At 33.5% G+C, this 25,038-nt stretch carries 13 protein-coding genes; 11 read left to right on the top strand and 2 right to left on the bottom strand.

The window, feature by feature from the left end; translation table 11 throughout:
* Positions 1-491: 491 nt before the first annotated feature.
* Positions 492-1,778 carry a kynureninase gene (kynU, locus tag FOF46_RS20885; protein WP_143917790.1) on the top strand — a complete coding sequence of 429 codons (1,287 nt, stop codon included), beginning with the start codon at positions 492-494 and terminating at the stop codon, positions 1,776-1,778.
* 11 nt (positions 1,779-1,789) lie between these two features.
* On the opposite strand, the gene FOF46_RS20880 is transcribed toward kynU, so the two are convergent.
* Positions 1,790-2,638: an AraC family transcriptional regulator gene (locus FOF46_RS20880; protein WP_143917789.1), complete on the bottom strand. Its 849-nt coding sequence runs from the start codon at positions 2,636-2,638 to the stop codon at positions 1,790-1,792.
* A gap of 134 nt (positions 2,639-2,772) precedes the next feature.
* On the opposite strand from FOF46_RS20880, the gene FOF46_RS20875 reads away from it, so the two are divergent.
* From FOF46_RS20875 to FOF46_RS20830, 10 genes are all read left to right on the top strand, one after another.
* Positions 2,773-3,939: an MFS transporter gene (locus FOF46_RS20875; RefSeq protein ID WP_143917788.1), complete on the top strand. Its 1,167-nt coding sequence runs from the start codon at positions 2,773-2,775 to the stop codon at positions 3,937-3,939.
* Between the two features lie 256 nt (positions 3,940-4,195).
* Entirely contained in the window at positions 4,196-5,773 is a 1,578-nt protein-coding gene (locus tag FOF46_RS20870) for a solute:sodium symporter family transporter (protein ID WP_143917787.1), read from the top strand.
* Between the two features lies 1 nt (position 5,774).
* A complete protein-coding gene (locus FOF46_RS20865; protein ID WP_244299693.1) occupies positions 5,775-8,582 on the top strand; it encodes a helix-turn-helix and ligand-binding sensor domain-containing protein in 2,808 nt (935 codons plus the stop codon).
* A 253-nt stretch (positions 8,583-8,835) separates the two neighbouring features.
* Complete coding sequence (locus FOF46_RS20860; protein WP_143917786.1) at positions 8,836-11,853, top strand: SusC/RagA family TonB-linked outer membrane protein; 3,018 nt, start codon at positions 8,836-8,838, stop codon at positions 11,851-11,853.
* A gap of 3 nt (positions 11,854-11,856) precedes the next feature.
* Positions 11,857-13,314 carry a RagB/SusD family nutrient uptake outer membrane protein gene (locus FOF46_RS20855; RefSeq protein ID WP_143917785.1) on the top strand — a complete coding sequence of 486 codons (1,458 nt, stop codon included), beginning with the start codon at positions 11,857-11,859 and terminating at the stop codon, positions 13,312-13,314.
* A gap of 16 nt (positions 13,315-13,330) precedes the next feature.
* Entirely contained in the window at positions 13,331-14,977 is a 1,647-nt protein-coding gene (locus tag FOF46_RS20850) for a PKD domain-containing protein (RefSeq protein WP_143917784.1), read from the top strand.
* A 16-nt stretch (positions 14,978-14,993) separates the two neighbouring features.
* The gene (locus FOF46_RS20845; protein WP_143917783.1) at positions 14,994-16,601 is read left to right on the top strand and encodes a glycoside hydrolase family 16 protein; all 1,608 of its coding nucleotides are present in this window, start codon (positions 14,994-14,996) and stop codon (positions 16,599-16,601) included.
* A gap of 108 nt (positions 16,602-16,709) precedes the next feature.
* Positions 16,710-19,031 (top strand): beta-glucosidase BglX, encoded by a 2,322-nt coding sequence (gene bglX, locus FOF46_RS20840; RefSeq protein WP_143917782.1) that lies wholly within the window; start codon positions 16,710-16,712, stop codon positions 19,029-19,031.
* A gap of 5 nt (positions 19,032-19,036) precedes the next feature.
* Complete coding sequence (locus tag FOF46_RS20835) at positions 19,037-19,789, top strand: glycoside hydrolase family 16 protein (RefSeq protein ID WP_143917781.1); 753 nt, start codon at positions 19,037-19,039, stop codon at positions 19,787-19,789.
* Positions 19,790-20,083: 294 nt separating this feature from the next.
* The gene (locus FOF46_RS20830) at positions 20,084-24,019 is read left to right on the top strand and encodes a family 16 glycosylhydrolase (protein ID WP_143917780.1); all 3,936 of its coding nucleotides are present in this window, start codon (positions 20,084-20,086) and stop codon (positions 24,017-24,019) included.
* A 78-nt stretch (positions 24,020-24,097) separates the two neighbouring features.
* Here the strand turns inward: FOF46_RS20830 and FOF46_RS20825 are convergent, their stop codons facing one another.
* Positions 24,098-24,823, bottom strand: coding sequence for a hypothetical protein (locus FOF46_RS20825; protein WP_109434717.1), 726 nt, complete (start codon positions 24,821-24,823; stop codon positions 24,098-24,100).
* Positions 24,824-25,038 lie beyond the last annotated feature (215 nt).

The raw sequence follows: 25,038 nt of genomic DNA, 5'->3' as shown, positions 1-25,038 counted from the left end.
TACTTCGTTAAAACTATATAAGTCTAGAAACACACGTATTGGTCTCTGCTTGATATCCTGTTGACATATTAAGAATCAGAACCACATTGACCCGGGCCATCACCACAACACTCGATATCATCTCTATCGCCATAACTTGATGCCGGTTTAGGGATTCTACGTCAAGAGATGGTTTTGTGTTCCTTTCATTAATTGTTTTACTCCTTCTAGTTTCTAAAAGTTCTTTTTTCATGTAAAAAGGTTTTAAGTATATTTTCTATACCTATTTTATACATTCAAGGTTTATACCCTACTAAATACAATTTTTTTAGACATTTGATAATCAGTAGATAATGATGTGAGAAGCTTATGAGACTCATTTTGGTTTGAATAGTTTATAAATAAAAAAAAGTCTGTTGATATAGGGCCTACGATCCAAGATTTGATATTATGTTACTGTACTGTTCTGCAATCTTAATTCTAATATGTATTTTTGACTCAAAATGGCTACTATGCATTTCGAAAATACCCGAGAATTTGCTCTACAACTTGATCAACAAGATAAGTTAAGAGAACATAGAGATCAGTTTCTCTTTCCCAAAATTAACGGCAAGCAAGTGATATACTTTACTGGTAATTCACTTGGACTCCAACCTAAGAATACCCAAAAGTATGTGGATGATATTATGAAAGATTGGGCAGATTTGGCAGTAGAAGGACATTTTTATGCTGAAAAACCATGGTGGGATTATCACGAACGTCTAGCAAAACCGCTAAGTAAAATTGTAGGAGCAAACGAGGCAGAAATTACAGTGATGAATACCTTAACTGTTAATCTTCATTTATTAATGGTTTCTTTTTATCAACCTAAAGGGAAACGGTATAAAATCATTTGCGAAGAAAAAGCTTTTCCGAGTGATCAATATATGCTGAATAGCCAGGTGAGATTTCATGGGTATGATCCAGATGATGCTATTATAGAGATTAAAAAAAGAGCAGGAGAACATAACTTTAGAACAGAAGATATTCTGAAAACTATAGAAGCGGTAGGAGAGGAATGTGCTTTGATTTTGATTGGAGGTGTGAATTATTATACAGGCCAGGTGTTTGATATGAAAACCATTACCAAAGCAGGTCATGATATCGGAGCTTTTGTTGGATGGGATCTTGCTCATGCAGCAGGAAATATAAAGTTAGAATTACATGACTGGAATGTGGATTTTGCAGCTTGGTGTAGTTATAAGTATATGAATAGTGGTCCGGGAAATGCTTCTGGATGCTTTGTTCATGAACGTTTTCATAATAAGAAAGATATTCCTCGATTTGAAGGTTGGTGGGGGACAAGTAAAGAAACTCGTTTTCTTATGAAACCAGAGTTCGAACCCATGCCAAATGCAGATGCATGGCAATTAAGTAATGCTCCGGTATTGTCTTTAGCTCCATATTTAGCTTCTTTAGAATTATTTGATGAGGTAGGTATGGATGCATTAATTGAAAAACGTAATCGTATTGTATCCTATCTGGAGTTTATTTTAAAAGAAATAGATAAAGAAGTTGACAGTACTTTCGAAATTATAACACCTTCAGCCCAAAAAGAGCGTGCAACACAACTTTCTGTTTTTCTTCATGGTGAAGGGAAAGCATTATTTGAATATTTAATGAAGAATGGTGTAATCACAGATTGGCGAGAACCTAATGTAATTCGTTTGGCACCGGCACCCTTCTATTGCTCTTATGAGGATATGTTTGAATTCGGACAAATATTAAAACAAGGAATCCTGGATAAAAAGAATTCATAATTTAAGTGTTTCTATATTTGATTATAATACTGCGATGGTGTCATCCCCGAATATTTTTTGAATTGTTTTGCAAAATATGATGGGTCATTAAAACCACATTGGTACATTACTGCAGATATGGATGTGTCATGATGTTCAAAATATTCCTGAGCTTTTTTTACTCTAAACTCATTTAAGAAGTCTATAAAATTTCTTTGCGTAATAGTTTTAAACATTCTACAGAAAGAATTGGGAGTGAGCCCTAATTCTTTTGCTAAAGCATCAGAGCGTATTTCATCTGCATAATGATCATTTATATGTTGATATACTTTTGAAATTCTTTCAAAAGTATGCTGATTGATATCAAGGGATAACTTCTCTTTTAATACTGTTCGTTGATCAGAAGAAATAGAAAGTAGATGTAGGATAGTAATGAAATTAAGTAGTCGTGCTGTAGCGTTTTGCTTATTGAATTTTAAAAAAAGAGGAGATAATTTTTTATGAGTTTCTGGAGAAAATAAAATTCCGTTGTTAGATTTTTCTATCAATTTTAATACCATATCAAATTCTGGAAAATGCGCTAGTTTTTCATCAATAAAACTTTTTGGAAATTGAATAACTACTTCCATATTACTTTTAAATTGTTTATTCCCAAAGGGCATATGAGGGATGTTTGGGCCTAAAAAAACTAGTAGTCCATCAGAATATTCTTCAAAATGAGAATCTATTTGTATACTTCCTTTTCCACTTTTTATGAACACGAGTTCATATTCTGGGTGTAAATGCCAGCTTACACTATCACATTGCGATTTATGGGTATAGCTTTCAATTTTAACCGAGCTTGATGAGGTAAGATAGATTTGTTCATAAGAAACTTTCATGTAACAAAATTAACATAATATTTTCTTTGATTTTAGTATAAGGAATATTTTGTTTTATAATTTGAATATTTTGTTTTAAAAATAAAATGAGCACGTTGTTTACTTTTGAGTTTGTCAATATTTAACTCAAACAAATGAATTCTCTACAATTGATTCTTACAAAACTGAGATATTTTGGACCCTCATGGGTATTTGCCTCATTAAACATTATCGTAGGTACGTGGGTGCTTTATATACCTGGCATAAAAGATAAGCTTAATATTGATGATGCTCAATTAGGTATTGCCTTGTTTTGTTTTGCTTTAGGGACTTTGACAATGATCCCTTTATCATCAATATTGATAAAAAAAATAGGTGTTGGTAGAGTAACACTATTCGCAATTATAACTTTTTCTATGTTATTTTTAGTCCCGGTTATTGTACCTAATTATATTTTACTTTGTATTTCTCTTTTCTTTGTAGGATTATCAGCTTGCCTTACCGATGTCGGAATGAATGCTTTGGTTTCGTGTATAGAACAAGAAGATGAGGTGCATTTTATGTCTGCGTCACATGGTTTTTTTAGCTTAGGAGGTGTCATTGGTGCGGGAATAGGCAGTATTATAATAACTTATATTGAAGTGCCCGTTATACATATGTCATTTGCCGTAATTTTTGTTGTTATGACTAATCTTTTAACTGCTAGAGCATTTTTTGGTATTGCAGGAAAGCAAGAAAATAAAGAAGTAAAACGATCATATTCTTTAAAATCCATAAGACCGCTTTTTGGATTAACTATTATTGCTTTTTTGATCATGGGTAGTGAAGGAGCAATAGAACATTGGAGCAAATTATATCTTCAAGATGTAGTGGCCGTTACCTCAGAGAAAATTTCTGGATTTGGTTTTGTAACATTTTCAGCAATGATGACATTGGGAAGATTCTTTGGTGATGCAATAAGTAAACGTTTTGGATCATTCACTATAATTATAGGAGGTTGTTTGATTAGCATCTTTGGCTTTTTCGCTATTTTAAGTTCTCAATTAGTAGTCACGATTAGTGGATTTGGTTTTGTAGGATTAGGCTTTTCTGTAATTGTTCCTGAGTTATTCAGACTTGCCGGAAAAGCAAAAGGAATATCAGCTGCACAAGGGATTTCATTTGTAGCAGGTTTTGGTTATTTAGGTTTTTTGCTTAGTCCTCCTATTTTGGGATTCTTATCAAAAATAGAAAGCTTACGGCTTAGTTTTATAGTATTGTTAATGGCAGCCGTCATTGCAATGATTATCACATTTTTTCTAAACAGAAATAAAAGAGAATAAGGAGAGAGGTTTGCTATTAGAATTTGTTTAGTTTTTCTAATTCAAAAGATTATAGTTGCTTAAACAAAATCCAATGATAGTGTGTTTTATGATTAGATTATTTCTAGATTTATGTGGAATAGGATCGTATAGAGATGATCAATAAAACGAAATACCTATACAAAAACTATACAACGTCGTTTTTTGATTTAATTCATAATAGTTTTTAAGTAATATCCAATAGTTTTATCGATTAACTAATCGCTAAAATTTTGATATGGGTATTATTTCGTTTGTAGGATTTACACTGTTAGTTGCAATTGTATCATACATAGCTACCAGAAAAACCGATGAAACATCATCAGATGGGTATTTCCTGGGAGGGCGTAGCCTTACTGCAACAGTAATTGCTGGATCATTATTACTCACCAATCTATCGACAGAACAAATAGTAGGACTTAACGGGCAAGCATTTACAGAAGGTATTCTTGTAATGGCGTGGGAAACCCTGGCGGCTATCGCAATGGTAATAACAGCGGTATTCCTGTTGCCAAAATATCTAAAAGGAGGAATTACCACTGTTCCGCAATTTCTTGAGCAACGATATAACACAACAACAAAGGCGCTAACATCAGGGTTATTTTTAACAGGATATGTTGTGGTATTTTTGCCAGTAGTGCTATATACGGGATCACTTGCGATAACAACTATGTTTGATGTACCAACGATATTAGGAGTTTCAAAAACTGCTTCTATTTGGATTTGTGTATTTGGAATAGGTATTATAGGTGCGATTTATGCAATCTTTGGAGGATTAAAGGCAGTTGCAGTCTCTGATACAATTAATGCGGTTGGACTACTTGTTGGGGGTATTATGATTCCTGTTTTTGGGTTAATCGAGATAGGAGAAGGGAGTGTATTTGATGGGATTAGTACTTTGATAACAACAAATCCAGATAAATTTAAAGTTATAGGTAATAAAGATGCTTCTGTTCCTTTTGCTACTATATTTACAGGAATGATGCTTGTGCAATTATTTTATTGGGGAACTAATCAAGCAATTATTCAGAGAGCATTAGGAGCTAAAAATCTTAAAGAGGGACAAAAAGGTTTATTATTGGGCTCTTTCATTAAGATATTAGGACCAATTATTGTTGTGTTACCTGGGATTATTGCTTTTCATCTTTTTGAAGGAGAATTAGCTACAGCAGATGAAGCTTATCCAAAATTAGTAAGCAAAGTACTTCCTCTTTCACTTGTAGGTTTCTTTGCTGCAGTATTGTTTGGAGCTATATTAAGTTCGTTTAATAGTGCATTAAATAGTTCTGTAACATTATTTGGTATAGATATCTATAAAGAATATTTTAATAAAGAAGCTAATGAAAAACAAATAGTAAAAGCAGGAAAAAGCTTCGGAATTCTACTAGCTGTTTTAGCAATGTTCGTAGCACCTTTTTTAGCTCAAGCAGGAAGTATCTTCGAATACTTACAACAAGTAAATGGTTGTTATAGTATTCCTATTCTTTCCATAATTGTTGTAGGGTATTTAACTAAAAAAGTTCCCGCAATAGCAGCTAACGTTGCTATAGTATTAGGAGCACTACTCTATATAACTTTTATCATATTGAATAGTACAATAATGAAAGATGATTTTCCACACTTCCTTCATGTAATGGCTATTCTTTTTATTCTAAATGTAATTATAATGTTAATAATTGGTAAATTGTATCCGAGAGAAGAGGCATATAAACAAGAGTATACTAAGGAGGTAGATATTACTCCCTGGAGATATACTAAGATAGTAGGTGTGATTGTATGCTTAATCGTAATATCTACTTATATCTATTTTAGGTAACTTGGAATACCAGAAAAATATATTTTTATTCTTTTTAGTTTTATTTTCAGCGCTAATATCTGCACAAGAATTACCGCCAATAGAAAAATATTTACCAGAAACTTATGGTGGAGGAACTCAGAATTGGTCTGTCTCTCAGTCTGATAATAAATACATTTATGTAGGTAATAACAATGGTTTGTTAGAGTTTAATGGTTCGAGCTGGACTTTGTACCCAACCCCTAATGAAACTGTTATGAGGTCTGTAAATGTGATCAATGATCGCATATATACAGGTTTTTATATGAATTTTGGGTATTGGAAAAAAAATAACTTTGGCGGATTAGAATATACCTCCTTAAGCGATGCTATTAAAGAACGTTTGATCGAAGATGAACAATTTTGGAATATAGTAAATCAAGAAAATTGGGTATTGTTTCAATCACTCAATAGGATTTATTTATATAATTCTGATAATGAGGAGATCAGTATTATAGAATCAGAAGTCGGTATCCTTAATCTATTTAATGTTAATGGAGTAATTTATTATCAAGATACGACTCAAGGGATTTTTAAAATAGAGAAAGGAAAACCGAAGCTTATAACAGATTTTTCTATCTCTGGAAATGATAAAGTAGTTAATATTTCAGATACTCCAGACGGAATTCTAATGCTTACGAGTACTAATGGTTTTTATAAATATTCTTATGGTAGTATATCTAAATGGAATATCCCAGCATATGAGGTATTAAAAAATTCAAAAGTATATAGCGGTACACGTTTAAAAGATAAAAGTTTTGTTTTAGGAACAATATCTAAAGGTATTATTTATCTCTCTTCAACAGGAGAAGTAATACATCAGATAAATCAAACTAAAGGGTTAAGTAATAACACTGTTTTATCATTGTTTGAAGATAGTGATGAAAACATATGGTTAGGACTTGATAATGGCATTAACTGCGTAAATATAAAATCTCCAATACGTCGGTTTAATGATGATAAAGGAGAGATTGGTACTGTATACACCTCTGTAGTTTTTGAAGATTTTCTCTATTTGGGAACCAATCAGGGATTGTTCTATAAAAAATTAGGTGCAGATGAACAATTTAAATTTGTTGAAGGTACAAATGGACAAGTTTGGTGTCTTTTTGTATATGACAATGCTCTTTTTTGTGGTCATGACTCAGGAACTTATCTTATAAATAATAATACGTCTACATTAATTTCTTCGATGGCAGGAGCCTGGAATTTTAAAACAATCTCTGGGCATCAGGATTGGTTATTACAAGGTATGTATAATGGTCTCAGTTTATTAGAGAAGAAAAATAATAGTTGGAGTTTTAAGCATAAGATAAAGGGCTTTGACTATTCAGCCAGATTTGTAGAAATACATGATAAAGAGGTTTGGATAAATCATGAATATAAAGGCCTTTTTAGAGTAAAAATGGATGAGCAATTCTCCAAAATATTAAATATTAATAAAGATACTTTAATAGAAAGAGGAAAAAATTCCAATGTGATTAAATATAAAGGAGATATTCTATATGCACATGAGCAAGGCGTTTTTACATTTGATAAACATATAAAAACATTTGAGAAAGAAAATATTGTAAGCCAGATTTCAGGTAGTGAAAATGACAATACGGGTAAACTTATAAAAGATAATGCACAGGGTTTATGGAGTTTTTCTCAAGATAATATTGGTTACATTTCTCAGAGTCAGTTTTCAGATGATTTAAGAATTACCGAAATACCAATTCCAAGATCTTTACGAAAAGAAATGTATGGATTTGAAAATATAACACATATCAACAATGATAAATATTTGTTAGGAACAACCAATGGGTATATGATTTTAGATTTGTCTAAAATCAATTTTAAAGAACATCGTATTTTATTAGATAAAGTGTCTGTAAAATACAAAGGAGAAGAATTTAGTGATGTATCCTTATTAGAACAACAACCTGTTTTTAAATCTAATCTAAATACAATTTCTTTTGCTTATGCTATTCCAGAGTATGACAAATATTTAATTTCCAAATTCCAATATAAGTTAGACGGATTTTACGAAGATTGGAATAATTGGACCACTAATTCGAGTGTTATTTTTGAGAATTTACCATTTGGCAGTTATACTTTCATGGTTAGAGCTAAAACAGGTAATGAATTAACTGTAAATGTAGCGGAGTATAAGTTCATTATTGATAGACCCTGGTATTTTTCAACATCGGCGATTGTAATTTACTCTTTGCTTTTAATAATTATGTTGTTATTAATGCATAGGGCATACAAACATTATTATACCAAACAGAAACAGAAATTAGTCGAAGAAAATAAAAAGCAACTTGAGCTTAAAGAATTAGAGAGTGAAGGAGAAATAATGAAGTTGAATAACGAAAAACTTATTCAGGATATAGAAAGTAAGAACCGCGAACTTGCTTCATCTACTATGAGTATTATCAAAAAGAATGAAATCTTAAATACGATTAAAAAAGAACTCCAGAAATCAGAAACAGGAAATGGAGGGCTTAAAAATGTAGAAAGGATTATAGATCGGAATTTAAATAATAAAGATGATTGGAAGCATTTTGAAGAGGCTTTCAATAATGTGGATAAAGATTTTTTAAAGAAACTCAAAGCTAAACATAAGGATTTAACTCCGCACGATTTAAGATTTTGTACCTATTTAAGACTTAATTTATCCTCTAAAGAAATAGCACCATTATTAAATATTTCTGTAAGAAGTGTAGAGATAAAGAGATATAGACTTAGAAAAAAGCTTCATTTACAACATGAAGAGAGTTTGGTCAATTACATCCTTGAGATTTAACACTACAACATTCCTTAAAATCACCACAACATTACCTATACTCTAACGTTTGCGTTACATTAAAATTAAGTTTTTTTTAAACGATTTGCTAGAGGTTAAATCGTTAATATATCCTGTTATTACAAGGGTTTTCTTTAAAATTTGTCATAATTCTTTAAACTTTATTGATTTCTGTATGTTTTTTGTTGTGGTTGCGAATTAACGTTTTCTTAATGTTTGTCTTTAGATTTGAGTAAATCAAACAAAAACATTTATGAAAATTGCATATTTCTTAATTGCTGTGTTTTTAACTTCGGTTACTCACGCACAAGAAATTCAAATTAGGGGAAAAGTAAAAGATCCTAATGGATTGGAATTACCAGGGGTTAATGTCATTGTAAAAAATACAACAAATGGAGCAGTAACAGATTTTAATGGAGATTACTCTTTAAGCAATGTTGCAGTAGGTAGTGTTATTGTATTTTCTTATGTCGGATTCTCAGTACAGGAGATAACTGTCAAACAAGAGGCTGTCATTAATATTGTAATGGAAGAAGATAGCCAATCATTAGAACAGGTTGTCGTTATCGGTTATGGAACACAAACTAAAAAAGAAATTACAGGAGCAGTTTCTATTATAGGATCAGAAACAATTGAAGAACTTAATATAGTTAGAGTAGAGCAAGCACTACAAGGTCAAGTAGCGGGAGTAAATATAACATCAGAATCTGGTGCACCAGGAAGTAATTCTACAATTGCTATTCGTGGAATAAGTACCAATGGAGATAGTAGACCACTAATCTTAGTGGATGGAAATGTAATCGAAGATTTGAGTGTTATCAATCCTAATGATATAGAAAGTATTAATGTCTTAAAAGATGCTACAGCTGGTATTTATGGTGTTAGGGCAGCAAATGGAGTAATTCTAATTACAACAAAAACCGGAAGAAAAAATCAAGAATTAAAATTTGAATTTGATTCTTATACCGGTTTTCAGGAAACTACAAGAAAAATACCAGTACTTAATGCAACAGAATATGGAGCTATTGTTAATGAAGCATTTGCTGCAGGAGGAAATACACCGCCATTTTCGAATTTATCAAACTTAGGTGAAGGAACAGATTGGCAGGATGAGATTTTTAGAACAGCAGTAATTTCTAATGTTAATTTTAATGCCTCAGGAGGTGGAGAAAATTCTACATATTCTGCAGGAACATCTTATTTAACACAAGATGGAATTGTTGGCAGAAACGAGGCCAATTTTAATCGTTTTACAGGAAGGATAAATTATAATTTAGAATTTCTTAAAAATTTTAAATTATCTACTTCCGCAATCTATACAAAAACCAATAGAAAAGCATTGTCAGAAAATGCATTAGGTTCTGTATTATTTAATGCATTAAATATGGCACCTAATTTAACGGTTAGAGATGGAAATGGAGATTTTACATTAGCAGAAGGGTTAGGGAATGAAGTTATTAATCCTGTAGCTCAAATAGCAAATAACTTTAATACAACCCGAGTAAACAAAATTAGTGGTGTGATAGGGTTAAGCTATAATTTTTTGAAAAATTTTAAAGCAGAGTCAAGATTTCAATTTAACTATTCTGAAGTATCAGAAAAAAGATTTTCTCCAGAAGTTTTCTATGGCTCGGGTAAAGTATTTAACGTTGATCGAAGCAGTGTTACAGAAGATGAAGATATTTTCAGAGATTTTACCTGGGATAATTTTATAACATACGACAAGACATTTTTAGAAGATCATAATATGAAAATACTTTTAGGAATGTCTGTGTTTAAGACCACAGGAAATTTTACAAGTTTGACAGGTTTTGACATACCGGATAATTCTTTTTTTAATGCCAATATTTCACAAGCATCTGATGTTGTAGATAATTTTGTAAATGGAGTGGATACATTTGATGCTAGATTATTATCATATTTTTCTAGACTACAATATGACTTTAAAGGCAAATATCTATTGTCAGCTGTAATCAGACGAGATGGTTCTACTAAATTTGGTCCAGAGAATAAATTTGGATATTTCCCGTCGGCTTCATTGGGATGGGTAATCTCTGATGAATCTTTTTTAGAGAATAATACTTGGTTAGATTTCCTGAAATTAAGAGCTAGTTATGGTATAATCGGTAATGATAGGATAGCAGACTTTAGATTTATTTCTACTCTTGATGGGGAAGGAACATATGTGATTAATGATGAATTAGTTTTTGGAGAAGCTATAGGAGCACTTTCTAACCCAGAAATTAAATGGGAAAAACAAAAGACATTAGATGTTGGCCTCGATACGCGGTTTTGGAAAAATAAAATAGACATTACTTTCGACTATTTTAAAAAACGTACAGAAGATTTATTGGTAGTATCTCCGGTATCAGGTATTCTGGGAGCGTCTGCTCCGGGATCAGAACCTCCGGTAATCAATGCAGGTATAGTAGAAAATCAGGGTTTTGAATTTAGAATTAGCTATAATGATAAACTATCTGATAATTTTAGATTTGATATCAGCTATAATTTTACCACACTACAAAACGAAGTAATTTTTGTTGATAGTCAAAATGGATTTATTCCAGGAGGATCTTTTGGGGTGGGCCAGGATTTCCCGGCAAGAATGGAGGTTGGAAAACCTATTGGATATTTCTATGGATTACAGACCAATGGTATTTTTCAAAATCAAGCCGAGGTAGATGCTCATGCAACACAACCAAATGCTGCTCCAGGAGATTTAAGGTATGTAGATGTTAATGAAGATGGACAAATTAATTCTGATGATAGAACAGATATAGGAGACCCTATACCAGACGTAACAATGGGAATAAATATAGGATTTAACTATAAGAATTTTGATTTCTCTTCTTATGCATTTGCTTCTTTGGGTAATGATATTGTTCGAAATTATGAACGTGATCAACCATTAACAAATAGAAGGAATGGTTTTTTGGATCGATGGACAGGAGAAGGAACTACCAATACTTTTCCTAGAGTGAATACAGGTGCTAACTCTAATACTTTATTTTCAAGTTTTTATGTAGAAGATGGTTCATATCTCAGAATCCAAAATATACAATTCGGATACACATTTACTGATGAAGTTATGGATGCAATAGGAGTGGATAAATTAAGGATCTATACATCAATAAATAACCTGTATACTTTTACAGAATATAAAGGTTTTGACCCTTCAGCTTCATCAGGAGAACCTATTGGAGGAGGAATAGATCAAGGGTTCTATCCCGTACCAAGAACATATTTGTTAGGTGTAAATCTTAAATTTTAAAACATGAAAAAAAATATAAAATCAATACTCTTTTTTGTAGTACTAGGACTGATGATTTCATGCAGTGATGATTTTGTTGATGTAGATTCTGAAGACCCAAACTCAGAAGATTTTTTCAATACAGAAGAAGAATATCAAGATGCTTTAATAGCAGCATATGATTTATTACAATCTACTTATCTAAATGTAATGCTAGGAGAGATTGCATCAGATAACACATTAGCGGGCGGTGAAAGTGCAACAGATTCTCCAGGAATTCAAGAAATTGATGATATGATACACACACCAGTCAATCAACAGTTAAGAGATATCTGGAGTTGGATGTATGCAGGTGTTAACCGAACAAATTATATTATGGAATTTCAGGATAAAACTGATTTTTCTGGAAAAGAAGGAGTAATTGCCCAGACTCGTTTTCTAAGAGCATATTATTATTTTGAACTGGTAAAATGGTTTGGAGACGTTCCTTTAGCAATAGATAAGAGAATTCAATTCGGAGAACAATTTGATATAGATAGAACACCAAAAGCAGAAGTATACGCATTGATAGAGGAAGATCTTTTATTTGCTTCAGATAACTTACCTGTTACTCAGGCAGAAGCTGGTCGTATAACTCAGGGAGCTGCTCGTGCATTATTAGGAAAAGTATATTTGTTTCAAGATAAATTTACAGAAGCAGCAGTAATTTTAGATCAAGTAATAGCAGGACCATATGATTTAGTAGTAGATTATAATTCTATTTTCGAACAAGAAGGAGAAAACAATATAGAATCTGTTTTCGAAGTGCAATATACAGACGAAGAAGGGGCAGGATTTGATTGTCTGCAATGTAGCGAAGGGAATGTAGCTGTAGGTTTTAATGGGATACGAAACTATTCAGGAACGGTATTTGACTCTGGTTTTAGTTTTAATGTGCCAACTGAAGAAGTTTTTAATGCTTTTGAAGCTGGAGATATTCGTAGAGATGTTGCTATTTTAGATATCGATGCCTGGGCAGCAACTACAGGAGCCACTTTTTCTACAGGTTTTGAACACACAGGGTATTATAATAGAAAATATATTGCGCGCCAAGGAGATCTAAATACTGGTGATGCTAATCTTACCAATCCTAATAACTACAGAGCAATTCGATTTGCCGATGTATTATTAATGGCAGCAGAAGCTCATAATCGAAAATCAACACCTGATGATATACAGGCACAGATATATCTTAATAGAGTAAGAACAAGAGCTCAGTTAGCAGATATTACTGCTACAGGTGCTGCATTAACTGATGCAATTTACAATGAGAGAAGAGTAGAATTAGTAGGAGAAGGACATCATTTCTTTGACTTAGTAAGAACAGGTCGTGCAGCACAGGAAATAGAAGGGTTTACTACAGGAAAACATGAAGTTTTTCCGATACCATTGATAGAAATTCAATTGGCAGGAAATAGATGGAATCAAAATCCAGGGTATTAAACAAAAAAATAAGACAATGAAAATTATAAAATCATTAGTGTTTGTAATTGTAGCAACATTTATATTTAGTGGATGTAATGAGGATGAAGACCCTATCGTTTTTCAGGAAATAGCACCACCAACTGAAGTAACTGCGAATTTTAATGTAACGCAAGATGATACAGGTCTTGTGACCATCACTCCAAGTGGGGTGTCGGTATCGTCATTTCAGATTTATTTTGGAGATGTCGAAAATGAAGAACCAACTATAATACTTCCAGGAGGTACTGCTGAGCATATATATTCTGAAGGAACATATACTGTGAAAGTTGTTGGAGTAGGGACAACAGGTCTTATTAGTGAGTTTTTACAGGAAGTAACAGTTTCTTTTAGAGCACCAGAAAATCTTCTTGTAACTATAGATCAAAGTGTTATAAACCCAGCTATAATAACTGTTGGAGCTAGCGCAGATTTTGCCACTTTATTTGATGTGTATTTTGGTGATGTGGTCGATGAAACCCCAACTATAATAATGCCAGGAGAGACTGTAGAACATACTTATCAATCTCCTGGAGATTACACTGTGAGAGTAATTGCTAGAGGAGGAGGAATAGCTACGATTGAGTCAACACAAGTAGTTACAGTGCCAATAGCTAACGATCCTATTGTACTTCCAATTACATTTGATAGCCCTACTGTTAATTATCAATTTGTAACCTTTAATGGAGCTAGTTTCGAAGTATTGGATAATCCAGAACTCTCAGGAGTTAATAGCCAAGCATCAAAAGTAGGAGCAATCACTAATGCAGGAGTGAATTTTGAGGGAGGATCTTTTAATTTAGGAACTCCAGTAGATTTTAGCGGGACCAATAAGACAATTACTATGAAGTTTTGGTCAAATGTTACTGTTCCGATTTTATTAAAATTTGAAGGAGGAGTTAGTGGAGAGCGTCAAAATGAAGTTGTAGCTAACCATGGAGGAACAGGCTGGGAAGAATTAAGTTTTGATTTTGCCACAGATGCTACAAAAAGTTTTATTGACGGAAGCCAAGGAGTAGGAGAGCCTTTTGTGCCAACTGGTCAATATGCTACAATGGTAATTTTTGTAGATGGGCCAGGTACGACTTCAGGGACTTTTTATATAGATGATATAGAACAACCGGGAGGTGAACAAACATTGCTAGAACTTCCAATTACATTTGATAGTAGTTTGGTAACTTATGATTTTGGAACTTTTAATGGAGCCAGTTATGAAGTATTGGATAACCCTGACCTCTCTGGAGTTAATAGCCAAGCTTCAAAAGTAGGGGCAATCACCAATGCTGGAGTAAATTTTGAAGGAGGAGCCTTTAATTTAGAGACTCCGGTGGATTTTGGTGGAACCAATAAGACGATTACTATAAAATTTTGGGCAAATGTTGCAGTTCCGATCCTACTAAAATTTGAGGGAGGAGTTAGTGGAGAACGCCAAAATGAAGTAATTGCTAATCACGGAGGAACAGGCTGGGAAGAATTAAGTTTTGATTTTGCCACAGATGCTACAAAAAGTTTTATTGACGGAAGCCAAGGAGTAGGAGAACCTTTTGTGCCAACTGGTCAATATGCTACAATGGTAATTTTTGTAGATGGGCCAGGTACGACTTCAGGAGTCTTTTATATAGATGATTTAAAACAGATAGATTAATTAACAATTGTATTGTATGAATAAGTTTAAAAATATATTCTCAGTTATTGCCCTTTTGATATGTATGGGTTGTCAGGATGATGATGCAGTATTAACAGCAATTGTTTCTCCTTCTAATTTGCAAATTGAAGCCGTAATAGAAGATGGGCAAACCGGTAATGTTACAATTACTCCTCAAGCTGATAATGCACTAAATTTCCATATTTTCTTTACTCAAAATAGTGACCCAATAGTAGCAACGCCGGGCGAATCTCAAACATTTAGATTTACACAATCTGGGCAATATACTGTTTTAATTACAGTGGTTGCTTTTGGTACAGGTGGAACTTCTTCCTCACAAACGATAGAATTGGATTTGGATGTAAGGCTGTTTATAGATCAGGAAACACTAGAGATGATTGGCGGTGATGGCAGTAAACGATGGATTTGGGATAGCGGTGTCGGCGGACATTTTGGAGTGGGACCAACAACAAATGATTTCCCCGAATTTTTTAGTGCATCACCAAACGCATTAAACCCTTGTTTGTATGATGACGTATTGGTATTTAGTTATGATGCAAATGATATGTATGGGTTTGAATTAATCACAGGGAATAATAATGAAACGTTTATTAACTGGACAGAAGTCACTGGGTTTTTTCCTAGTGCTACTCCTGCAGAGTTTGTTGATGAGTGCAGGGATATTACTGATCAGATTGCCACTAACTCAAGTTTTGTGATTTTTGAAAATGATGAGGGAAAAAGAGTAATGACTGTAGAAAATAGTACATTGTCCTATTGGTCAGGAGTAGAGGAATACGAGATCATAGAACTTTCTTCAGATAAATTAACAGTTCGTGGAATCCAGGATGTACCAGCAGATTTTGGTGGAGGTCAATTAGCATGGTACCATACTTTTGTTCCAGAAACATCTGGAGATGTTACAGAACCACCTTTTGATACTCTGGTTTGGTCAGATGAATTCAATACAGATGGAGCCCCGAGTGCTACAAATTGGTCTTATGATTTGGGCACAGGAGATAATGGTTGGGGAAATAATGAATCACAATCATATACTAATGACCCCGGTAATGTCATTGTAGAAGGAGGAGTACTTAAAATTACTGCCAAAGCAGAGGGAGGTGGAGCATTTACTTCTGCGAGGATTAAATCTCAGGATTTATTTGAGTTTACCTATGGTAAAGTAGAAGTAAGTGCAAAATTGCCTTCTGGGGGAGGGACATGGCCTGCAATATGGATGTTAGGTGCAGATTTCGAAACTAATATATGGCCCGCAGCTGGTGAGATCGATATTATGGAACATGTTGGGAATCAGCAAAACACAGTATTTTCATCACTGCATTTTCCCGGGAATTCTGGAGGAAATGCAATAACTCAAAATACGATAATTAGTGATGCTTCCAGTGTTTTTCACAAGTATAGCGTAGAATGGTCTTCGACAGAAATTAAGTTTTACGTCGATGATCAACTTTTTCACACGTTTACAAATAATAGCGGATTACCTTTTAATAAGGACTTCTTTTTAATTCTAAATGTTGCCATGGGAGGAAATTTTGGAGGGACTATAGATCCTGCATTTACTTCATCAACTATGGAAATAGATTATGTAAGAGTATATCAATAATGTATTGATGTACACTTTGTTTTTTAATTGTTTTAAGATTGGGAGGCTATTTACCACAGATAGCCTTCCCATAAAATTTGTTATCAGATCAAAATTTTAGCTTCAGAAATGAAAAATGACCATATTATTTTTTTTATAGGAATTGTATCCTTTATGTTTCTAACCAGCTGCAAGCAAACGACAGTAGGTTCAGATATCTTAGCTTCTAATGTTCAGTCTGATGTCATCGATAGTACTATTGAAAGTAAAGTAGATTCTCTACTTTCTATCATGACTTTAGAAGAAAAAATAGGGCAGATGAATCAATATAATGGTTTTTGGGATCTCACTGGACCAAGACCAGAAGAAGGAGTTGCTGCAAAAAAATATGAACATCTTCGTAAAGGCTGGGTCGGTTCTATGCTTAATGTAAGAGGAGTTAAAGATGTTAAAGCCGTTCAGAAAATTGCCGTGGAAGAATCAAGGTTAGGAATTCCTTTGATTATTGGTTTTGACGTAATTCATGGATATAAAACAATGAGTCCTATTCCACTTGCAGAATCAGCAAGTTGGGATATGGATGCGATTAGGAAATCAGCAGAAATAGCTGCAAAAGAAGCTTCTGCAGCAGGAATAAATTGGACATTCGCACCAATGGTTGATATCTCTAGAGATGCAAGATGGGGGCGTGTAATGGAAGGAGCAGGAGAAGATCCTTTTTTGGGTTCTAAAATTGCAGAGGCGAGAATAAGAGGCTTTCAAGGAGAAGACCTTTCTGCAGAACATACAATCATTGCTTGCGCAAAACACTTTGCAGGATATGGATTCTCAGAATCAGGAAGAGATTATAATACTGTAGATGTGGGAACATCTACATTGAATAATATTATTTTTCCACCATTTAGAGCAGCAAAAGAGGCCGGAGTACGAACATTTATGAATTCCTTTAATGAGCTTAACGGAGTTCCTGCAACAGGAAATAAAATGCTACAACGGGATATCTTAAAAAACGATTGGAAATTTAATGGATTTATAGTTTCTGATTGGGGATCGATTACAGAGATGATAGCACATGGATATGCAAAAGATGGAAAAAATGCCACAGAAATAGCAGCTAATGCGGGATCGGATATGGATATGGAATCTTATCTGTATGTAGAACATTTAGCAAATCTGGTAAAAGAAGGTAAAGTTAAAGAGGAGTTGATAAGTGATGCAGCTAGAAGAATTCTAAGAGTAAAATATGAATTAGGGTTATTTGAAGATCCTTACAGATACTGTAATGAAGATAGAGAAAAAAAGGTTATTGGTAGTATATCTAACCAAGAAGCAGTTTTGGATGTGGCTAAGAAATCTATTGTTCTTCTAAAGAATGATAAACAATTACTTCCTCTAAAAAAGGAAGGACAAAAAATAGCTTTGATTGGAGCATTAGCCAGCGATAAAAATAGCCCTTTAGGAAGTTGGAGAATTGCGGCAGATGATAATACAGCAGTATCTGTAATAGAAGGAATGCATCAGTATAAAGGGAATACAGTGGTATATGCCAAAGGAGCTGATGTTTCTATGGGAAAAACAACATTTGTGACCGAGACAAAAATAAATACTACAGATAAAAGCGAGTTTGGGGAAGCGCTAAAAGTAGCACAGCAAGCAGATGTTGTAGTCATGGTTTTAGGTGAAATTGGATTTCAGAGCGGAGAAGGAAGAAGTAGGTCAGAGTTAGGTTTACCAGGTGTTCAACAAGAACTTTTAGAAGAAGTTTTTAAAGTAAATAAGAATATCGTTTTAGTATTAAATAATGGTCGTCCATTAACAATTACTTGGGCAGATAAACATATCCCTGCTATTGTAGAAGCTTGGCATTTAGGAACACAAAGCGGTAATGCAATCGCCCAAGTTTTATATGGGGATTATAATCCAAGTGGAAAATTACCAATGTCTTTTCCTAGAAATGTTGGACAAATCCCAATATATTATAATCATAAGAATACAGGAAGACCAACTGAACCAGATCCGGATATTGTATTTTGGTCACACTACTCAGATCAGAAGAATACACCATTATATGCTTTTGGTCATGGACTAAGTTATACTACTTTCAAATATGAAAATCTAAAAATAAATGAAGTAAACCCGTCACATGGAGCCCCAAAAATCGAAGTTTCTGTAGACATAACAAATTCAGGAGATATTGAGGGTAAAGAAGTAATACAATTGTACATAAGAGATCTTTTTGCCAGTATAACCAGACCTGTAAAAGAATTAAAAGATTTTAAAATAACTTCTCTACAACCCGGAGAAACCAAAACAGTAAATTTTGTTTTGGATAATACAAATTTAGGATTTTATGACAATAGCAATCAGTGGGTTGTAGAACCTGGTGAATTCGAAGTGTTTGTTGGAGGAAGTTCTGATAAGACCATTAAAACTAATTTTGAAATACGATAGAATTTATGAAAAAACTCATGTATATATTGTTCTTAATTTTTATTTCCTGTGGAAATTCTGATACGATTATTTGGGAAGAAAATTTTGATGGGGAACAATTGGATGAATCCTATTGGAATTATGAATTAGGAGATGGATGTCCAAACCTTTGTGGTTGGGGAAATAATGAAAGACAAATTTATACACAAGAAAATATAAAAATTCATGATGGTAATCTAATTATTACAGCAACAAAAGATAAAAAAATATACCAATCAGGAAGGATAACTACCAAAGATAAGATAGAATTTCAATACGGAACTATTGAGGTAAGGGCCAAATTACCAACGGGGCATGGTCTATGGCCAGCAATATGGATGTTAGGATCTGATATAGATGAAAAAGGATGGCCCAATTGTGGTGAAATAGATATTATGGAATATGTGGGTAAAGAACCTCATACAATTTATACCTCATTACACACAAAAGAAAGTTTTGGTAATACTATTAATTCTAAAAAAACAATACATAAGACTATAGAAGAAGGTTTTCATGTTTATAAATCGATTTGGACAGAAGATGAAATTCAATTTTATATCGATAGTAAACTGGTTTATACATTTTCGCCAGAAATAAAAAATGACAAAACATGGCCTTTTAATAAACCTTTTTATTTACCAGTAAACCTTGCGATTGGTGGAAATTTTGGAGGACCAGAAGTAGACGATACAATATTTCCAAAACAATTTGAGATTGATTATATCAAAATCTGGAAATAACACTAAAGTGAGAATAAATATAAAATAACTCTACATCGTGATTTAATAAAAATATATGAAACGTCATATATGGCTTAAGTTACATCAAGGACATATGCTTTTTACAAGTGTAAATACGGGGCAACTTTTTTGAGGGGATAAACAAAAAAGGTTTCAATACAATTAATTTATGATATCTATGATTGATGATATCATAGGCTTAAACATGAACATATCTTTTCTATATGAGAAAGAGGTTTTCATGTCAAAATTTGAACGAATTAAACTTAATAATACACACAAACAAATCCAATTATGAAAAGAAACACTTTTTTTAAAACAATGATAACCTTAATTACTCTGATCTTTTTCACGAGTAAAACATATACGCAATGCTCAGAGCTTATATTTAGTGATGAATTCTCTGGTAATTCTGTAGATCTTAGTAAATGGAGTTTTGATAATGGAGATGGATGTCCTACTCTTTGTGGTTGGGGAAATGCAGAAGAACAATGGTATAGACCCGAAAATACAACTGTTCAGAATGGTAATTTGGTAATTACTACAAAAAATGAAGCCTTTGGAGGAAAACAATATACTTCTTCAAAACTAATTACTTCAGGTAAGTTTAATTCTAAATATGGAAGGTATGAAGCAAGCATTAAGTTGCCTTCTGCAGGTGGAATATGGCCAGCATTTTGGATGCTTCCCGAGCAAAGTAATTGGCCATTTACTGGCGAGATTGATATTATGGAAGCCGAACATAAAAATCCTACGACCATAGGAGGAACAGTACACTACTCTAATGGAGAATGGCAATACAATGGTAGAGAATATAATGCAGGCTTAGATCTTTCTGCAGGATTTCATGAATACGCAGTAGAGTGGGAACCTAATGAAATAAGATGGTATGTAGATGATCAGTTATATCATACGGTTACTCCTGCGAATACAGTAGATCCATGGCCTTTTGCAGATGGAGATTGGTATATTATTCTAAATGTAGCAGTAGGAGGAGTAGGAACACCTTTTACAGGTAATATTCCACCCATTCCAGCAGATTACCCTACACAGATGGAAGTCGATTATGTACGTGTATATTCTGGAGCTTTTAATACTCAACTTACAGGAGATAATAGAGTTTATGAAGGTGAAATTAACAAAACATATAGTATAACAGCAACAAACGGAGCATCATATAATTGGTCAGTGCCTAACGGAGCTTCAATTATTTCAGGACAGGGTACTAACTCTATTTTGGTGAACTGGGGAACTACAGGAGGAGATGTCAAAGTCAATGTAAATGTTCCGAATTGTGGAGAGAACGAATATAAAATGAGTGTCTCTGTAAATCCAGAACAAATTTTAGAATTTGTGTATGATGATTTCGAGGGAAATCGAAAATTAACATATACCTCAAAAACAGATGGAATACTAACCCAATCAGTAGCCAACCCAGAACCAAATTCAGTAAATAATTCTTCAACCGTGGGTAAATATGTGAGAGCTACAGGAGCTCAGTATGATGGGGTATATATGACTACTTCAGATATAGGGAATGCTTTAGAATATACTTCCAAAGAAAAAACTATTTGGATGGATGTGTATAGCGATGCCCCAATCGGAACAGAGTTTATGTTACAAATAGAAAACGGGACACTTTCTGCTGGAGATTGGCCCTCTGGGAGACATAGTAGATATAGAGCAAAGACAACTACTAAAAATCAATGGGAAACGCTAGAATTTGAATTGGTTGATAGACCAGATACTAGTGTTGGAGCATTAGAAGTAGATCAACTTGTGCTATTAATAGATCCCGATAGCTATACAGGACATACCGTTTATATTGATAACATAAGAAAAATGGATGCACCTGATGCGGTGTTGTTAGAAGAAGTTATTATAGCAAATTATGATGGCATAAATCAATTGACGAATTTTTTTCAAAATGGAGTGTATACAGAAAATGTAACAAACCCAGGAAGCAATAGCATTAATAATAGTACAAATGCAGCAAAATATGTTAGAGGTTCGACAGAAACCTATGACGTGGTAAGTTTTAATACAGCAGCGATTGAGAATAGTGGTCCTTTTATAAGAGGAGAACATATTTTCTTTATGGATGTGTATACAGCTGCTCCTGCCGGAACTGAAATTTCTCTAAGCTTAGAAAACCAGGCAAATTCTGAAAATGATTTTCCTGCAGGGAGAAATAGTCAATTTAGTGGAGTTGTTAAAGAACAAAATACATGGCATACAATAGCATTTAGTTATTCTTCAGCCCCAGATGCAGGAACGTCTAATTTTTCTATTAACGAAATCTCGATACTTTTTGATCCAGGTTCGAATACAAGTGAGACATATTACTTCGATAACTTTAGATATGGTATAACCAAATTACCACCTTCCTATAAATTCTCTGAGATGATTCAGGATTATAATGGTAGTGACAACCTAGCCCTTAATTCAACCACTACAGGTGCTTATACTGCTAATATAGGGAATCCAGAAGCTAATACAATTAATGGATCTTCTCAAGCAGGTCGTTATGAGAGAGATTCTTCTGAATTGTATGATGTATTATTTTTTGATACGAATTTTATTAATGATGCAAGCGCATATGTTTCTGAAGAAAAGAGGTTTGCCATGGATGTATATACAAGTGCCCCTGTTGGAACTATTATTAGTTGGCAATTAGAAGCCAGCTATTTGTCAAATCCTTCAAACTATCCAGCTGGTAGACATAGTGTATATCAGGCTGCTGTAAAAGAACAAAATAGCTGGCATAGTTTAGAGTTCGTATTAACCAGCACTCCAGATCTAATCGTTACAGATGCACAGATAGATACTGTTGTGTTTTTGTTTGGACCTAATACTAGTAGTGGAGACGTTTTTTATATAGATAATTTAAGATCATTGACAAAAGAAATAGCTTCTCAAACACCAATTTTGACTTCTATAGTTGTTAATCCCCAGAACGTAATAATAAACCAGGGACAAACGGAACAATTTGATGCGCAGGGATTTGATCAAAATGGAGATACTTATGAGACCAGTTTTACTTGGACTACTACAGGAGGATCAATAGATAGTAATGGTATATATACAGGATCAACTACGGGAATACATACCATTATTGCTACTAGTGGTTCTGTTTCTGGTTCTACATCTATTAGTGTAAATGAAAACACAGGATCTTATGTAACAATACCCGGTGTTATAGAAGCAGAAGATTATAAAGAAGGCGGAGCAGGTGTGGGATATTATGATACGAGTACAGGAAATACTGGCGGAGCCTATAGACAGGAAGATGTAGATATAGAGAATACTGGAGATACAACAGGAATGTATAATGTTGGATGGGTCGAATCAGGAGAGTGGCTAGCATATACTATTGATGCTTCAGCTTCTTCAGATGTTTATGATGTTAACTTCCGTATTGCCTCCCCCAATGGCAATGGTAAATTTCATCTAGAACTAGATGGGGTTTCCATTACGGAAGTTATATCTGTACCTAATACAAACGGATGGCAGAATTATGAAACAATAACGATAAATAACATTTTAATTAGTTCAGGAATACACGAACTGCGAATTGTATTTGATGCTGCAGGGTTAAATATAAACTATACTGAATTTAAAGCTTCTTCAGACACAACAGGAGGAGGAACTGGTTGTTCAGGTAGTGCAGATAATGGCGATTATGCTTATGAAGTTTCAGTTGAAACTGTAAACCCAACGCTTACTTTTGTTCCCGAAATAACAGGAATGGGATCTACCGTATGTATTTTATATTATAGTACTTCAGAAACTGGGCCATACCCTGGGTACATAGTTACTCCTAATGTTCCTTTTCAAATCAATGCTAATCAAGGAGAACAGATTTATTTCTACTACACGTATAGCTTGCCGACAGGAGGAGAGAATAATACCGCAACTGCCAAGCATAACTTTACTGTCGGTAATTGCAATACGTCTCGATTAACAAATTTTGGGGGTGATAATTTAGAAAGTGAAATATTAGTATTTCCAAATCCAGTATTAAATACGATGCAAATAAAGTTATCACACACACATGATTATTATCAAATGAGAATTTTTGATATGCAAGGAAAAACCATTGTTGATCAGCCAATTTCTATAAAAGATTTAAGTATAAACCTAGATATGAGTTCATATGAAACAGGTTTGTATTTCTTAAAGTTTTATGGAGCATCAACAGTTCAAAATATTAAGTTTTTGAAAAAGTAGATAGTAATTGTTCATATAAAAGAAACCTCTCAAGTACGTCATAACTTGAGAGGTTTTAATAAATTTTATGTTGTTGCTTTATTCCATAATAACTGCTACATCTGTAAAGTAAAGTTTCCAATTTCCATCTTTACGATTATGAGTTTTAGCAATTTTAATTCCATTAAAATTTTGATAATCTTCCCATGAAGTAATCAGAGAAGGTTCTGCTGTATTTCCTTGTCTGAAGACCCATTCTTTAATAATAAAATCTCCTTTAAAATAAAAGTCATAGGCATCACCAGGTGTATATCCTCCTTTATCTTTATATACAATGGTTAACTTTTGCATTTCGGTGTTGCTGATAGGAGCAATTGCTTTTACTTCGTGTTTTGAGGTAAAGCTAGCAGCATCCCATACCAAATTATAAGGGGCTAATAACCAATATTTATCATTTATAAATCCTTGATCTGCCTTTATAGAAGTGCTATCTAACTGAGTTCTGTTATATGTAATGGTATCTTGAGCAGAAGTTAAAGTCACCATATCATTTTTTGGTTTCCAACTCCATGAACGTGCATAATGGCTACTATCACGATCGATGTTAAAAGTAAATTTTAGTTCTTTTACTTTGTTCCATTTTTGTAGACCATTAGCATCAGCAATGGCCTCTGCTGTTGTACGAATTTTTTCTCTATCACTTTCTTTTGCCAATTCTGGATCTCTTACTTCTACGTTATCATCATAAGATTTTTCTTTTTTGACTTCTGTTTTACAAGAGGATAAAAACAAAATTAACAATCCCAATACAAGTATATTTTTCATTCTGATTGATTTTTGGCAAAAATATAAAAAGAAAAACCTTGCTAATCTAGATTAACAAGGTTTTAAGTATTTATAAAAAATTAGAATATTTAACCCGTTGTGCATTTAGAAAAAGTTGCGCAAACTGCTAAAAGGCAGTAAATTGTAGTTACGACACTATAATTCATATGCACAACTTTCAAGCAAATTACGATAAAATACTCAAGGTTTTAAAA

The sequence above is a fragment of the Aquimarina algiphila genome, from assembly GCF_007489275.1.
Taxonomy (GTDB): Bacteria; Bacteroidota; Bacteroidia; order Flavobacteriales; family Flavobacteriaceae; genus Aquimarina; species Aquimarina algiphila.
Note: the sequence above shows the minus strand (reverse complement) of the source record. Positions and strands in the feature narration are given on the sequence as shown.